General features: G+C 60.5%; 13 protein-coding genes. 8 read left to right on the forward strand and 5 right to left on the reverse strand.

The window, feature by feature from the left end:
* Positions 1–226: 226 nt before the first annotated feature.
* Positions 227–1300, reverse strand: a complete 1074-nt coding sequence (locus CO660_RS00960) for a hypothetical protein (protein ID WP_097596984.1) — start codon at positions 1298–1300, stop codon at positions 227–229.
* Between the two features lie 336 nt (positions 1301–1636).
* Positions 1637–2239 (reverse strand): thymidine kinase, encoded by a 603-nt coding sequence (locus CO660_RS00965; protein ID WP_011426320.1) that lies wholly within the window; start codon positions 2237–2239, stop codon positions 1637–1639.
* Positions 2240–2474: 235 nt separating this feature from the next.
* On the opposite strand from CO660_RS00965, the gene CO660_RS00970 reads away from it, so the two are divergent.
* From CO660_RS00970 to CO660_RS00995, 6 genes are all read left to right on the forward strand, one after another.
* Positions 2475–3431: a choline ABC transporter substrate-binding protein gene (locus CO660_RS00970; RefSeq protein WP_085778956.1), complete on the forward strand. Its 957-nt coding sequence runs from the start codon at positions 2475–2477 to the stop codon at positions 3429–3431.
* Between the two features lie 74 nt (positions 3432–3505).
* Positions 3506–4351: a choline ABC transporter permease subunit gene (gene choW / locus CO660_RS00975; protein ID WP_097596985.1), complete on the forward strand. Its 846-nt coding sequence runs from the start codon at positions 3506–3508 to the stop codon at positions 4349–4351.
* Positions 4348–5400, forward strand: a complete 1053-nt coding sequence (gene choV, locus CO660_RS00980) for a choline ABC transporter ATP-binding protein (protein ID WP_097596986.1) — start codon at positions 4348–4350, stop codon at positions 5398–5400. Before choW ends, choV begins: the two co-directional genes overlap by 4 nt.
* Positions 5401–5431: 31 nt before the next feature.
* A complete protein-coding gene (locus CO660_RS00985) occupies positions 5432–6181 on the forward strand; it encodes a pyridoxamine 5'-phosphate oxidase family protein (protein ID WP_097596987.1) in 750 nt (249 codons plus the stop codon).
* Between the two features lie 108 nt (positions 6182–6289).
* Positions 6290–6607 (forward strand): metalloregulator ArsR/SmtB family transcription factor, encoded by a 318-nt coding sequence (locus CO660_RS00990; protein ID WP_085778959.1) that lies wholly within the window; start codon positions 6290–6292, stop codon positions 6605–6607.
* 340 nt (positions 6608–6947) lie between these two features.
* Positions 6948–8273 carry an aspartate aminotransferase family protein gene (locus CO660_RS00995; RefSeq protein WP_097596988.1) on the forward strand — a complete coding sequence of 442 codons (1326 nt, stop codon included), beginning with the start codon at positions 6948–6950 and terminating at the stop codon, positions 8271–8273.
* Positions 8274–8351: 78 nt separating this feature from the next.
* Here CO660_RS00995 and CO660_RS01000 read toward each other — a convergent pair whose 3' ends face one another.
* Both CO660_RS01000 and CO660_RS01005 read right to left on the reverse strand, forming a co-directional pair.
* A complete protein-coding gene (locus CO660_RS01000; RefSeq protein WP_097596989.1) occupies positions 8352–9266 on the reverse strand; it encodes an HD domain-containing phosphohydrolase in 915 nt (304 codons plus the stop codon).
* Positions 9266–9565: a hypothetical protein gene (locus CO660_RS01005; RefSeq protein WP_097596990.1), complete on the reverse strand. Its 300-nt coding sequence runs from the start codon at positions 9563–9565 to the stop codon at positions 9266–9268. The genes CO660_RS01000 and CO660_RS01005 overlap by 1 nt, the downstream gene beginning before the upstream one ends.
* A gap of 151 nt (positions 9566–9716) precedes the next feature.
* Between CO660_RS01005 and CO660_RS01010 the strand changes: the two genes are divergently transcribed.
* Complete coding sequence (locus CO660_RS01010; protein ID WP_097596991.1) at positions 9717–10820, forward strand: branched-chain amino acid ABC transporter substrate-binding protein; 1104 nt, start codon at positions 9717–9719, stop codon at positions 10818–10820.
* A 116-nt stretch (positions 10821–10936) separates the two neighbouring features.
* Positions 10937–12634, forward strand: a complete 1698-nt coding sequence (gene ade, locus CO660_RS01015) for an adenine deaminase (protein WP_097596992.1) — start codon at positions 10937–10939, stop codon at positions 12632–12634.
* 21 nt (positions 12635–12655) lie between these two features.
* Here the strand turns inward: ade and CO660_RS01020 are convergent, their stop codons facing one another.
* Positions 12656–14377: an alpha-glucosidase gene (locus CO660_RS01020; RefSeq protein WP_097596993.1), complete on the reverse strand. Its 1722-nt coding sequence runs from the start codon at positions 14375–14377 to the stop codon at positions 12656–12658.
* Between the last annotated feature and the right edge of the window lie 137 nt (positions 14378–14514).

Raw genomic sequence — 14514 nt, forward strand, 5'->3', positions numbered from 1 at the left:
CTCCTGTCAGGCGAGGCGAACACTACCGCGCCGCGCGTTTTAGACGCGCTAAGGACGCTGTAGCACTTTGAGTCACTGCATAATTCCTTAAATGGTTCCAATCTAAGGAATTATGCAGGAGGACATCGCCGCCCCGCTGCATCCACATATGCGCTCGCCAGCCCGAGCACAACAAGAGCCCTCGATTTTTACGAATGAAAGCAGCGCGAACCGCGCGCGTCACGGCTCAGGAACGCAGGAACGGCAACCTGAAGCGGAAGGATCTGCGCGCCGAATCGATGAGCGGCGCTCCCGACGTGTCCGGTGCCAGCTCGGCGTAAGCCGGAAATTTTCCGGCGACGTCGAGGTCGGCCCGGCTCTTGCGCCGCTCCAGATCCTGGGCGACCAGCATATCCTTCTCGAACAGCCTGATCGGGGCTGCAATGTCGGGGAACAGTTCCGGCTTGATCCTGACCTTCATGCCTGGCCGGTCGGTATCGACCTGCGCCTGATAGATGATCAGCCGCTCCTCGACATCGATCATCAGCTTGCGCAGCAAGACGTTGCAGGCACCGATCCGGCCATTCAGCGAATCGACGAAAGCCTGGAACAGGCCGATGAAGCGCTCGCGCCGCTGGCTGTCGTCCCGCATCTCGTGCTCCTCGGCCGAAATTCGTTCGGCCTCTGCCTTCAACGCCCGCCGCTCTGCCTCCATCTGCTCCCAGTGCGCCCTGTTGCCATAGACGCCGATACGGCCCTGCGTCGTCAGTGCTTTGGCGTTGAGCTCCTTCATCTTCAGGCGGGCGATATCGATGGAATCGACCAGCCGGCGCCGTTGCTCGACAATGCCCACGAGCCCGTGCTCGGCTATCTTGTGGCGTTCGATGATCGAGGTGCGCTGGCTCATGATCAGCCTGGCGAGCGCGTCCGATTTCGCCAGGAGATCGAGCAGCCGCTCGATGACTGGCGCCTCGCGCACGCGTTCGGTATACATGCGCCACATTCTCTGGCGCGACGTCCAGCCGGCCATTTTCTCGCGCAGGGTCAATCCGCGGAAACTATCGAGATCGGCCGAAACCTCCGCCGTCATCCGGTCCAATGTGAAGACCAGTTCGGCAAGCAACGCATCGAGCGCCGTGCCATCGGCAATATGGGCCTGGAAGCGCGCGTTCTGTTCGAGAAAAACCTCGTCGGCCGACCGCGTTTCGTCGCTGTCAAAGCCGCGGATGCAGGCTTCGCAATAGGCTCCCTCGGCCGCAATCTTTTCGGCAAGGCCGCCTGCGGCTTCGTACAGGCTATCGAATGGCGGGGCTCTGCGCACCTAATCTCTCCAGGGAATCTTCTGCCTCAAGCTAGAGCATAACGCCGAAAAGTGTGAGCGGTTAGCACCGAGGGAGCTTCTAACTAGACGCGCTCGGAGCGCCGCTCGGCTTTCACCGTCTGACGAATTTCGAGCTCCAGGGCGCTCTCTTGCTCGCGCTGCTCCAGAAGGCGCAGACCATCGCGCATTACTGGCACTCTGGTAGCGTCCGCTCTCGACAAGTGCGCACGAACATTTCGTGGTGATCACCGATAACGTAGCTGGATGACATCTCCACCCTTTCATTGAAGTCACGTGATCGGCTTTTGCTAAAGCGGCCAAATAAAACGGACGGTCTCAGACCGGCTCGGCGATCCAGGCCCCATTCATTTCGTCGTCCCAGTGCCTGCGGCAGAGCGAGACATATTTCTCATTGCCGCCGACATCGATCTGCGCGCCTTCGTGCAGCACCTTTCCCTGCGCGTCCAGCCGCACCACCATCGTCGCCTTACGCCCGCAATGGCAGATCGTCCGCACCTCGCGCATTTCGTCGGCAATCGCCAAAAGCTCCTGTGAGGCTGGAAACAGCTTGCCCTGAAAATCCGTCCTCAGCCCGTAGACCATGACGGGGATGCCGAGCCGGTCGACGATGCGGGCAAGCTGCCAGACATGGAGAGGCGTCATGAAATGCGCCTCGTCGACGAAGACGCAGGAGATCGGCGCCCCTTCACCACTCAGCGTCATGACCAGTCGGAACAGATCCTCGTCCGGTTCGAAGGGAATGGCGCTCGCCTCCAGCCCGATCCGCGAGCCGATCACGCCCCGGCCGGCGCGCTCGTCGAAGGCGGCGATCAGCTGCACCGTGCGCATGCCGCGCTCTTGGTAATTATAGGAGGCCTGCAGCAGCATCGTCGATTTGCCGGCATTCATCGTCGAATAGTTGAAATAGAGCTTTGCCATTAGAGTCTCCTTGATCGGTTATTGAAAGCTCGGAGTGGCAAAGAAAAGCCCCGCAAGGGCAATAATCACAGGAATCGCCGTCTGGACTCCGTCGAAAGCCTCGAAAACTGGGCACCTCGGAAAAAACCGCAAACGTCGCAATCGCACCCTCCGATACGACGCAAACGCACTGAGGTCGCTTGTCAAACTGGGTTATTGGTGATTGGCTTGGGGACCTAAAGACTGGGAGTCTAAAATGAAAACAACAAGCACATTCAAACTCGTCACTGCAACTGCCGTCGCCGCCCTCTCCGTTGCGACCGCCGCCTTCGCCGCCGATCCCGACAGCTGCTCCACCGTCCGCTTCTCCGACGTCGGCTGGACTGATATTACCGCCACGACGGCGACCGCCTCCGTCGTCCTGAAAAGCATCGGCTACCAGACCGACATCAAGGTCCTCTCGGTGCCGGTCACCTATACCTCGCTGAAGAACAAGGACATCGACATCTTCCTCGGCAACTGGATGCCGACGCAGGAAAAGGACGTTCGCCCCTACATCGATGACAAGTCGGTCGAATCCTTCGGCCCGAACCTCGTCGGCGCCAAGTACACGCTCGCCACCAACGCCAAGGGTGCCGAGCTCGGTATCAAGGATTTCAAGGATATCGCCGCCCACAAGGACGATCTCGACGGCAAGATCTACGGCATCGAGCCCGGCAATGACGGCAACCGCCTCGTCATGGATCTGATCGAAAAGAACACCTTCGGAATGAAGGATATGGAAGTCGTCGAATCCTCCGAACAGGGGATGCTCGCCCAGGTCGCTCGGGCCGAGAAAGCAGGCAAGCCCGTCGTCTTCCTCGGCTGGGAACCCCATCCGATGAACACCAACTTCAAGCTGACCTACCTCACAGGCGGCGACGACGTCTTCGGTCCCGACTTCGGCGGTGCCAAGGTCTACACAAATGTCCGCGCCGGTTATCTCGGCGAATGCCCGAATGTCGGCTCCATGCTGAAGAACCTGACGTTCTCCCTCGACATGGAGAACCAGATCATGGGTAAGATCCTCGATGACGGCAAGGAGCCGGAAGCTGCGGCTACCGAATGGCTGAAGGCCAACCCGTCGGCGCTCGAGCCCTGGCTCGCCGGCGTCAAGACCCGCGACGGCAAGGGCGACGCGTTGGCGGCCGCCAAGACCAGCCTGGGCCTTTGATCACATGAACGGGGCGGCTCGCCGCCCCGTTTCATTTTTGTCCGATTGTTAATTTTTTCGGGATAGGCGCGCTCTTGAATTGGATCACCGACTCTAAGATTCCCATCGGCCCATTGGCCAAATCCTTCGTGGACTGGCTGACCTCGAATGGCGAATGGTTCTTCAACCAGCTTGCCTTTCTGCTGTCGCACGTCATCGACGGCCTGCTCTTCGTGTTGCAAAAGCCGCATCCGCTGATCGTCATTGCGGTCATTTCCGCCCTCGCTTTTTGGCTGCGGCGGTCGATCGCGATTACGCTCTTCACCTGTGTTGGGCTGCTGCTCATCATGAATCAAGGATACTGGAAGGAGACTACGGAGACGCTCGCGCTTGTGCTCGCCTCCACCTTCGTCAGCATGGTGATCGGTATTCCACTGGGTATCGCGGCCGCCCGCCGCGCCTGGGTCTATGCAGCCATGCGCCCGGTACTCGATTTGATGCAGACCATTCCGACATTCGTCTACCTGATCCCGGCGCTGATCCTGTTCGGCCTCGGAATGGTTCCGGGCTTGATCGCGACTGTCATCTTCGCGATCCCCGCTCCCATCCGATTGACGCGTCTCGGTATCATCTCAACGCCACCCTCCCTCGTCGAAGCCGCGGTCGCCTTCGGCGCGCGGCCGATGCAGGTGCTGCGCAAGGTCGAGCTTCCCTTCGCCGCGCCGCAGATTATGGCGGGTCTCACCCAGACCATCATGCTGTCGCTGTCGATGGTGGTCATCGCCGCACTCGTCGGCGCCGATGGTCTCGGCGTCCCCGTCGTGCGTGCGCTGAACACTGTCAATGTCGCAAAAGGCTTTGAAGCCGGTCTCTGTATCGTCATCCTGGCGATCATTCTCGACCGCATGTTCCGCACGGCGGGTGAAGGAGACGGCGCATGACCGCGGTAAGCTTCAAGGATGTCAGCATTATCTTCGGCGATCGGCCGGAAGCCGCCCTTGCCATGGCCGACCAGGGCAAAACGCGCGACGAGATCGGCGCCGCGACCGGCCTGGTGCTGGGCGTCGCCAATGCCTCGCTGACGATCGAGGAAGGCGAGATCCTCGTGCTGATGGGCCTTTCCGGTTCGGGCAAGTCGACTTTGCTGCGCGCCGTCAACGGGCTCGCTCCCGTGGTGCGCGGCGAGGTCGCGGTCTCCACGACCACCGGCCTCGTCAACCCTTACAAATGCAATGCCAAGGCGCTGCGCGAACTGCGCACCCACACCGTCTCCATGGTGTTCCAGCAGTTCGCCCTCCTGCCCTGGCGCACCGTCGCCGAAAATGTCGGCTTCGGTCTCGAACTCGCCGGCATGCCGGAGGCCGAACGCAAAGCCCGCGTCGGCGAGCAGCTCGAACTCGTCAACCTGACGAAATGGGCGAACCGTAAGGTCAACGAGCTGTCAGGCGGCATGCAGCAGCGTGTCGGCCTTGCCCGAGCCTTTGCCACCGGCGCCCCGATCCTGCTCATGGACGAGCCCTTCTCTGCGCTCGACCCGCTGATCCGCACCCGCCTCCAGGACGAACTCCTGGAGTTCCAGCGGCGGCTGAAGAAGACCATTCTCTTCGTCAGCCACGATCTCGACGAGGCCTTCCGCATAGGCAACCGCATCGCCATCATGGAGGGCGGTCGGATCATTCAGTGCGGAACGCCGCACGACATCGTCAAGAACCCCGCGGACCAGTATGTCGCCGACTTCGTGCAGAACCTCAACCCGATCAACATGCTGACGGCCGCCGACGTTATGCAGCCCGGCCTCGGCCAGACCGCTGCCGGTATGAGCGTCAGCGCCACGGCCCGCGCCGCGACCCCGCTCGTCGATGTCCTCGACGTACTCGCCCGTCAGCCGGGCAGCATCGGCATCGTGGAAAACGGCACCGTCATCGGCACCATCACCGCCCAGGATATCGTCGCCGGCCTCACGCGCCATCGCCGCAAGGAGGACGCTTGATGTTTTCGATCCGCTTTGCCACAAAGCGGACATGAAACATCAGCCCTCGCCCTTACGCGAAACCGACGACGAGGCCCGTAGGCTCGGCCGCGTGCTGCTGCGCTCCGCACGGTACGCGGCAATTGCCGTTCTCGATCCCGACACTGGTTTTCCCTTTGCCAGCCGTGTCCTTCTCGCTACCGACGTCGACGGCGCGCCCGTTATTCTCGTTTCGAAGCTTTCAGCTCACACGAAAGCGCTAGTACGAGACCCGCGCGCCTCGTTGCTGACCGGTGAGCCGGGCAAAGGCGATCCGCTTGCCCATAGCCGGCTGACGACCCAATGCACGGCGGAGCCGATTGAGCATGGTCATCGGTTCCACGAGCGCATTCGCACGCGTTTTCTCGATCGCCATCCCAAGGCAAATCTCTATATCGATTTCCCCGATTTTCTCTTCTTCCGTCTCAAACCGGAGCAGGCGAGCCTCAATGCCGGCTTCGGCCGCGCCTACCATCTCGACGGCGGGGATCTCATCATCCAATCGCCGGCAATCGAAGAGATTGCCGCCAAAGCGGCCGAAACAGTGCGAGATTTAGTAGAGCGCCATCCCGATGTGGCGGAAACCCTTGCAGCGCGCTTAAAAGCCCCGAAATCGGCTTCTTGGCGTATCTGCGGCATCGATCCGGCGGGCTTTGAAATCATTTCCGGCGACTTTTTGCTGCGATACGAATTCGAAACGCCCGCTGTGGATTCCGATCACATTTGTTCAAACATATCTAAAATAGCATACTCGATACCTTAATTTTAGGTATATACAATCTTCGAGCCCAGTTGCTAATTTTGCCGCGGGCTCCGGCAGACAGCCCTTACCAGATAGATGATGTACGTTTCGCATTAGGAAGATAAGAATATGGAAACCCCTGATTTGGCTGACCACACGAATGTGGCGGCAGCACTATTGTCAGCCATGGCCAACCCCAAAAGATTGCTGATCCTGTGCAGCCTGGTGAAGGGCGAAGTCGCCGTCGGCGTACTTGCCACACAAGTCGGCCTCAGCCAGTCGGCGCTTTCACAGCACCTTTCGAAACTGCGCGCGCAGAAGCTTGTCAAGACCCGCCGCGACGCCCAGACCATCTACTATTCGAGCACATCCGAGCCTGTCATGAAGATCTTGGCGACGCTCGAAGACATCTACCTCGTTCCGAGCCGAAATAGATCCGCAGCCTGATGATAGCGCTGACATAACAGTCCGCCGGTGCCGCGCCGCATGGGAATACCCCTGGGGAGCATCGGCAACGTATTTCAGCACCTAAACCTTAAAGACACGACCGGCAAATCACGCGATTTGCCGGTCGTTTTTTCGGATTCTGTGTGACCTTCGTCTGATGCCTGACATCAGCCCAACCCGCGACTTCTTGCCGGCGACGCAACATCGGATGCTGAACAGAAGGCCAAGCGTTGGGACTTTTCTCGTTGACGCGTTGGGAAGCGCTGATAATTTGACCGGGCAGTAAAAATTCGGACGACAAACCCCTCGGGAACGGGCCGCCAACGGCCAGGAGAACAGCATGTCCAACCGCCTCAATGCACCGAATGATCTTCGTGCCTTCTGGATGCCCTTTACGGCCAATCGCCAGTTCAAGAAGGAGCCGCGGTTATTCGTGGGCGCCAAGGACATGTATTATACCACCCATGACGGTCGTCAGGTGTTGGACGGCACGGCTGGCCTCTGGTGCGTCAACGCCGGCCACTGCCGCCCGAAGATCACCGAAGCGATCCGCCAGCAGGCGGGCGAACTCGATTACGCGCCGGCTTTCCAGCTCGGCCATCCCAAGGCGTTCGAACTGGCGAACCGCCTGGTCGATATCGCTCCGGAAGGCATGAACCACGTCCTCTACACCAATTCCGGTTCCGAATCCGTCGAGACTGCCCTCAAAGTCGCGCTTGCCTATCACCGCGTGAAGGGTAACGGTTCGCGTTTCCGCCTGATCGGCCGCGAGCGCGGCTATCACGGCGTCAATTTCGGCGGCATCTCCGTCGGCGGCATCGTCGCCAACCGAAAGATGTTCGGCACGCTCCTGACCGGTGTCGATCACATGCCGCACACCCACCAGCCCGGCAAGAACAACTTCACCCGCGGCGAACCTGAGCATGGCGGCGACATCGCCACTGAACTCGAGCGCATCGTCACGCTGCATGATGCCTCCACCATCGCGGCCGTCATCGTCGAGCCGGTGGCCGGCTCCACGGGCGTCCTGATTCCGCCGAAGGGCTACCTGCAGAAGCTGCGCGAAATCTGCACCAAACACGGCATCCTTCTGATCTTCGACGAAGTCATCACCGGCTTCGGCCGTCTCGGCGCCCCCTTCGCCGCGCAATATTACGACGTCAAGCCCGACATGATCACCACCGCCAAGGGGCTGACCAACGGCGTCATTCCGATGGGCGCCGTCTTCGTCACCTCCGAGATCCATGACGCCTTCATGAACGGCCCGGAGCACATGATTGAGTTCTTCCACGGCTATACCTATTCCGGGAACCCGATCGCTTCCGCCGCAGCCCTCGCCACGCTCGACACCTACAAGGAAGAAGGTCTGCTCACCCGCGCCGCTGAGCTTTCCGATTATTGGGCCGATGCGCTGCATTCGCTCAGGGACTGCCCCAACGTCATCGACATCAGGAACACCGGTCTGATCGGCGCAATCGAACTTGACCCGATCGCCGGCGAGCCGACGAAGCGCGCCTTCACCGCCTTCCTGAAGGCCTATGAGAGCGGGCTTCTGATCCGCACCACCGGTGACATCATCGCGCTCTCACCACCGCTGATCATCGAGAAGCAGCATATCGACGAGCTCTTCGGCAAGCTGAGGACCATCCTTCAGAACAACATCTGAAGAGGCTCTCGAAGCTCGGTGCCAGAGACCCGCGATGGACAATGTTCTCGCGGGTCTTTTCGTCTGAAAATTCAGACCTCAGCTCACAGAGGCGACGGAAAGGCAGAGGGCGAACTTTTTCAGGAGCTGGCGATCGAAATGCCCCTCGGCACCGAACATCCATTTCAGTGCCTGGCTGGCACTCCACGGCGCCTTGTATGGCCGCACAGAGGTAATGGCGTCATAAACATCGCAGATCGTGGCCATCCGCGCGTGGAGGCTCACCTCGCTGGCGGGCAAGCTGCGCGGATAGCCCTTGCCGTCGATGCGTTCGTGATGATTGAGGCAAACGTCGAGAACGATGTCCGAGATGCCCTCCTGCCGCGACAGGATCGCGTGCCCCTTCTCCGGATGGCCCCGAAGCAAGCCGATCTCATCCTTTTCCAGAGGCCCTGCCTTGTTCAGCACCTCAATTGGAACTTCAAGCTTACCGACATCGTGCAGCAAACCCGCAGTGCCGAGCATCTGAATCGTATGCTCGTCGAGTGCGAGATGGCGGCCGAAAAGGATCATCAGCGCGCTCACCGAAATGGAATGCAGGAAGGTTACCTCGTCCTTTGATTTCAGGCGTGTGACGCTCAGGAACACCGCAGGGTTCTCGTCCATCGACTTGGAGACGGACGAGATCACCGGCGCCACATGATCTATGCTGACTCCATCGCCGTTCCGCAGCTTTGCGAAAGCCTGTTCCAACAACGGCATGGATCTCTGGACGGTGTCGCGCGCGGCCTGAATGTCGATCTCGACGTCACGGCCCGGCAGGCCGTTGGTATCGAGCCCCTTGCTGGTATTGATGACGACGCCGGCAGTGCCGCATTTACGAATTTTTGCAGCATCAACTTCGCGTCGCAGGGAAAATCTGCGCCTGGACAAAAACGGATCCTGCCACAGGCCCTCGACAACCTCCACAAACATTCCGATACACACCTGACCGGCGTCGATACGCTTGAGCATCAGATCTCTGTTTCCCGATATTGTACAGTACTCTTTTTCAATGCGGCGGTATTCGGGGTCTCCTGGATACTACTGCCCTTGGCCAAACTAACGGTTAATAGGAAAGTTAAAGACAACCTTATGGAGGTGATTTTGTCCGGAGGCAGGTGGTGACCATTTGCCGCCTCGCCTCTGAAAACAATGGAAAATCGAAGGAAATGATCGGTTCCGACTGAATTCTCCGCCGGATCGGCCGAATTTTCTTTCCATTTTGTTATGAACTTGCGCAATCTCATCAAAATTTCTAGAAATCTCGCCATGAGCCCTCACCGAGTCAAACATGGCCGGCGGGTTCGCTGATCGCACCGTTACCGGTCGTCCTTGGCACAGCCTCTGAAGGCTGTTGAATGATCGGGAAAGCCGGCGCGGCACATCATCGCGGGTCGACGACCCCATCCAAGGAGACAGACAATGACCCTCAAGACATTGACGGCGACCCTCGTCGCGTCACTCGCCTTTGCGCCCCTTGCTCATGCGGATATCACCGTCGGCCTGATCGCGCCCCTGACCGGTCCCGTCGCCGCCTATGGCGATCAGGTGAAGAACGGCGCTCAGACTGCTGTCGATGAAATCAACAAGAAGGGCGGCATTCTCGGTGAGAAAGTCGTGTTGGAGCTGGCCGACGATGCCGGCGAACCGAAGCAGGGCGTTTCCGCCGCCAACAAGCTTGTCGGCGACGGCATCCGCTTCGTCGTCGGCCCGGTGACATCGGGCGTAGCGATCCCCGTGTCGGACGTTTTGGCTGAAAACGGCGTGCTGATGGTCACCCCGACCGCGACAGCTCCCGACCTCACCAAGCGCGGCCTCGCCAACGTGCTGCGCACCTGCGGCCGCGACGATCAGCAGGCCGAAGTCGCCGCCAAATACGTGCTGAAGAATTTCAAGGACAAACGCATTGCCATCGTCAACGACAAGGGCGCCTACGGCAAGGGTCTTGCCGACGCCTTCAAGGCGACGCTGAATGCCGGCGGCGTCACCGAAGTCGTCAATGACGCAATCACACCAGGCGACAAGGATTTCAGCGCCCTCACCACCCGCATCAAGGCCGAAAAGGTCGACATCGTCTATTTTGGCGGCTACCACCCGGAAGGCGGCCTGCTCGCCCGCCAACTGCATGACCTCTCCGCCAACGCGATGATCATCGGCGGCGACGGCCTCTCCAATACGGAATTCTGGGCGATCGGAACCGATGCGGCGGGAGGCACGCTGTTCACCAACGCTTCCGACGCCACCAAGAACCCGGACTCAAAGGCTGCCGCCGAAGCGCTTACCGCTAAGAACATTCCGGCCGAGGCGTTTACGCTCAATGCCTACGCCGCGGTCGAAGTCCTGAAAGCCGGTATCGAAAAGGCCGGCAGCGCTGAGGATGCGGAAGCCGTCGCGGCTGCACTGAAGGGCGGCATGGAGGTTCCGACCGCCATCGGCAAGCTCACCTACGGCGAGACCGGCGACCTGACCTCGCAGAGCTTCTCGCTCTATAAGTGGGAAGGCGGCAAGATCGTCGCTGCGGAATAATCCCAGATTTGCAGATTGCGACCGGGCGCTAAAAGCGCCCGGTTTCGTTTGTGGCATCGCATGTCGCGGCAGATCGGTTATAAGTTCCGGAATCGGTTTGCAATGTGAGCGGTGCCATGACCAACAGACTCGAACGTCTCATCGACCAGGGTGTGGGCCGTATCCCCGCCGACATCGTGCTGAAGGGCGGCAGCTTCTTCGATCTCGTCACCGGCGAACTCGTCCGCTCCGACATCGCCATCGGCGCTGACCGCATTGTTGGCACTGCGGGCGATTACGTGGGCGAGACCGAGGTCGATATATCTGGCAGAATAGTCGTTCCCGGCTTCATCGACACGCATCTGCACATCGAATCCTCGCTGGTGACGCCGCATGAATTCGACCGCTGCGTCCTGCCCTATGGCGTCACCACCGCTATCTGCGATCCGCATGAGATCGCTAATGTACTCGGCGCCGAGGGCATCGAATTCTTCCTTAAATCCGCGCTGGAGACGATCATGGACATTCGCGTCCAGCTCTCCTCCTGCGTGCCGGCCACGCATCTTGAAACTGCGGGCGCCGACCTGCCGATCGAAAGCCTGCTGCCCTTCCGCGAACATCCGAAAGTCATAGGTCTTGCCGAATTCATGAATTTCCCCGGGGTGATCCATAAGGATCCCGTCTGCGTGGCCAAGCTCGAGGCCTTCCAGGGCGGCCATATCGATGGTCACGCCCCGCTTCTTTCCGGCAACGACCTCAACGGCTATCTCGCGGCCGGCATCCGCACCGAGCATGAGTGCACGAGCGCCGCCGAGGCGCTGGAAAAGATTCGCAAGGGCATGCACATCCTGGTGCGCGAGGGCTCGGTCTCCAAAGACCTCGCCGCGCTGATCCCTATCATTACCGAGCGGCTTTCACCCTACCTCGCGCTCTGCACCGACGACCGCAATCCGCTCGATATCGCCGAACAGGGCCATCTCGATCATATGATCCGCACGGCGATCGCGAGCGGCGTCGAGCCGCTCGCCATCTACCGCGCCGCCTCGATCTCTGCCGCACAAGCCTTCGGCCTTAGAGACCGCGGCCTGGTGGCCCCGGGCTGGCGCGCCGATCTCGTGGTTCTCGACAGCCTACAAAGCTGCCGTGCAGAGATGGTTTTTTGCGCCGGCCGCCGCGTCACCGACGAGCTTTTTGCCACGCGCAAACCGGTCGCCCCGATCGGCCTCGACAGCGTCAAGGCTCGGCGGGTCAATGCCGCCCATTTTGGAGTACCGGTCACCGAGGGCGAAACATCGGTCATCGGCGTCATGCCGGGCAAGATCATCACTGAGCATCGCCGCTACCGCCTGCCGGCCAAGGGCAACGAGGCGACTGTCGATCTAACCAACGACATCATCAAGGTCGCCGTCATCGAGCGCCACGGCAAGAACGGAAATCATGCCAATGGCTTCGTCCAGGGCTTCGGCCTGAAGAAGGGTGCGATCGCCTCCACCGTCGGCCATGACAGCCACAATATCTGCGTCGTCGGGGTCGATGAGGACGACATGGCGCTCGCCGCAAATCGCCTCGGAGAGATCAAGGGCGGCTTCGTCGTTGTTGAGGATGGCAAGATCACCGGCGAAATCGCGCTGCCCGTCGCCGGCCTGATGAGCATCGAGCCTTACGAGACAGTGCGCGACACGCTGCACCATCTGCGCCAGGCCGCCTTGGCACTCGGCGCCACACTGGAAGAGCCCTTCCTCCAACTGGCCTTCCTGCCGCTGCCCGTCATCCCGCATCTGAAGATTTCCGACCGTGGCATGGTCGACGTGGACAAGTTCGCGCTGATCGGGTGAGTAGCGCCGGGTTGGGTGGGCTTACTGCCAGGCCTCCGGCAATTCACCCTCGACAGGTTTCGCAATGGGCACCTTCCCGAGCAGCTTCGAGAGGCCGCCAACCCGCGCACAAAATCCGTCCAGCGCCGCAAGTGCCACCGTCCCGGCACCGTCCACAGCCTCGTAGCCCGGCATGGCCAAGGGCTCTCCGAATACCATGCCGTCAGGCACGCGGAATTCCGCCGGCTTGCGCGTCAGGTTGAAAACGAACAGCAGTTTCTCTCCGTCCTTGTCGCGGGTGAAGGCGAGCAGGTCCGGATTGGTGCCGATGAAGGTCATCTCGCCGTCAACAAGCGCAGGGTGGCTCTTCCGGAAGGCGAGCGTCCGGCGGTAGTGGTGCAGCACCGAGCTGTCGCTGTCCTCCTGTGTATCCACGGAAAGCGCAGCTTGCTCGTAAGGCACCGGCAGCCAGCTCTTTTCAGCCGAGGTGAAGCCTGCATGCGCCTTTCCGGCTTCCCATGGCATCGGCGTGCGGCATCCGTCGCGGCCCTTGAAGGCCGGCCAGAAGCGGATGCCGTAGGGATCGCGCAGATCCTCGAAGGCAAGCTCCGCCTCCGGCAATCCGAGCTCCTCGCCTTGATAAAGGCAAATCGAACCGCGCAGCGCCGCAAGTACGGAGATCGCGAGCTTGGCGATAACAGGCCGCTCCTCCTCCGTCAGCGCGAACCGGCTGACATGGCGCATCACGTCATGATTGGAGAAAGCCCAGCAGACCCAACCGTCGGTCACCGATTTCTGGAAGGCTTCGACGCAGCCGCGGATATGCGCGGCGGTGAAATCAGGCCCCAGCAGATCGAAGGTGTAGCACATGTGCAGCTTGTCGTCGCCACTCGTATAGGCGGCCACCGTCTTCAGCGAGCGAGCGCCGTCGCCGACTTCGCCGACGGTCGTGCGATCTTCATAGCGGTCGAGCAGCGCCCGAAAGCGCTTGAGGAAGCTGAGATTTTCCGGCTGCGTCTTGTCGTAGAGGTGGTTCTGCATGCCGTAAGGATTGGTGTCGGGCGCATCGAGGCCCCCGTCACTGGTATCGGGCTCATGCGGCGGATTGCTTCGGAGCTGCTTATCGCAGAAATAATAGTTGACCGTGTCCAGCCGGAAGCCGTCGACGCCGCGGTCGAGCCAGAACTTCACCGTCTGCAGCACCGCCTCCTGCACTTCTTCGCTGTGGAAATTGAGGTCAGGCTGCGAAGTCAGAAAATTGTGTTGGTAATATTGCCGGCGCACGCCGTCCCATTCCCAGCCCGGGCCGCCGAAGATCGACAGCCAGTTGTTCGGCGCCGTCCCATCGGGCTTCGGATCGGCCCAGACATACCAGTCCGCCTTCGGATTGCTCCGGCTCGCCCGGCTCTCGACGAACCAGGGATGTCGGTCGGAGGTGTGCGAGATCACCTGGTCGATGATCACTTTGATGCCGAGCCTGTGCGCCTCGGCCATCATCTCGTCGAAATCGGCGAGCGTGCCGAAGATCGGGTCGACGTCGCAATAATCGGAAACGTCGTAACCCATGTCGGCCATCGGAGACTTGAAGAAGGGCGAAAGCCAGATCGCATCGACACCGAGGCTGGCGATATGCGGCAGCCGGCGGGTGATCCCCTTGAGATCGCCGAGCCCATCGCTGTTGGTGTCCTGAAACGAGCGCGGGTAGACCTGATAGATCACCGCTCCGCGCCACCAGTCCGCATTCCCGCCTGCCTGCAATGCCATCGGCTACGTCTCCCGCCTTGTTCGCGCTCGCCACACTAAAGCGGACGAAACAAAAGACAACCATGTGAAGCCGTTATGAATGGAGCCGAAACCGCCGCGACGCTTCGTCGCGATCCCGCAAGAGGGAGACGTATATA

Source organism: Rhizobium sp. L9 (assembly GCF_002531885.1).
Classification (GTDB): Bacteria; Pseudomonadota; Alphaproteobacteria; order Rhizobiales; family Rhizobiaceae; genus Rhizobium.

Excerpts from the sequence above, each read along its gene's own strand:
- CO660_RS00970 (WP_085778956.1), top strand. The coding sequence starts at position 2,475 with ATGAAAACAACAAGCACATTCAAACTCGTCACTGCAACTGCCGTCGCC.
- choV (WP_097596986.1), top strand. The coding sequence starts at position 4,348 with ATGACCGCGGTAAGCTTCAAGGATGTCAGCATTATCTTCGGCGATCGG.
- CO660_RS00990 (WP_085778959.1), top strand. The coding sequence starts at position 6,290 with ATGGAAACCCCTGATTTGGCTGACCACACGAATGTGGCGGCAGCACTA.
- CO660_RS01010 (WP_097596991.1), top strand. The coding sequence starts at position 9,717 with ATGACCCTCAAGACATTGACGGCGACCCTCGTCGCGTCACTCGCCTTT.
- CO660_RS00965 (WP_011426320.1), bottom strand. The coding sequence starts at position 2,239 with ATGGCAAAGCTCTATTTCAACTATTCGACGATGAATGCCGGCAAATCG.
- CO660_RS01000 (WP_097596989.1), bottom strand. The coding sequence starts at position 9,266 with ATGCTCAAGCGTATCGACGCCGGTCAGGTGTGTATCGGAATGTTTGTG.
- CO660_RS00985 (WP_097596987.1), top strand. The coding sequence starts at position 5,432 with ATGAAACATCAGCCCTCGCCCTTACGCGAAACCGACGACGAGGCCCGT.
- CO660_RS01005 (WP_097596990.1), bottom strand. The coding sequence starts at position 9,565 with ATGGCGAGATTTCTAGAAATTTTGATGAGATTGCGCAAGTTCATAACA.
- ade (WP_097596992.1), top strand. The coding sequence starts at position 10,937 with ATGACCAACAGACTCGAACGTCTCATCGACCAGGGTGTGGGCCGTATC.
- CO660_RS00995 (WP_097596988.1), top strand. The coding sequence starts at position 6,948 with ATGTCCAACCGCCTCAATGCACCGAATGATCTTCGTGCCTTCTGGATG.
- CO660_RS01020 (WP_097596993.1), bottom strand. The coding sequence starts at position 14,377 with ATGGCATTGCAGGCAGGCGGGAATGCGGACTGGTGGCGCGGAGCGGTG.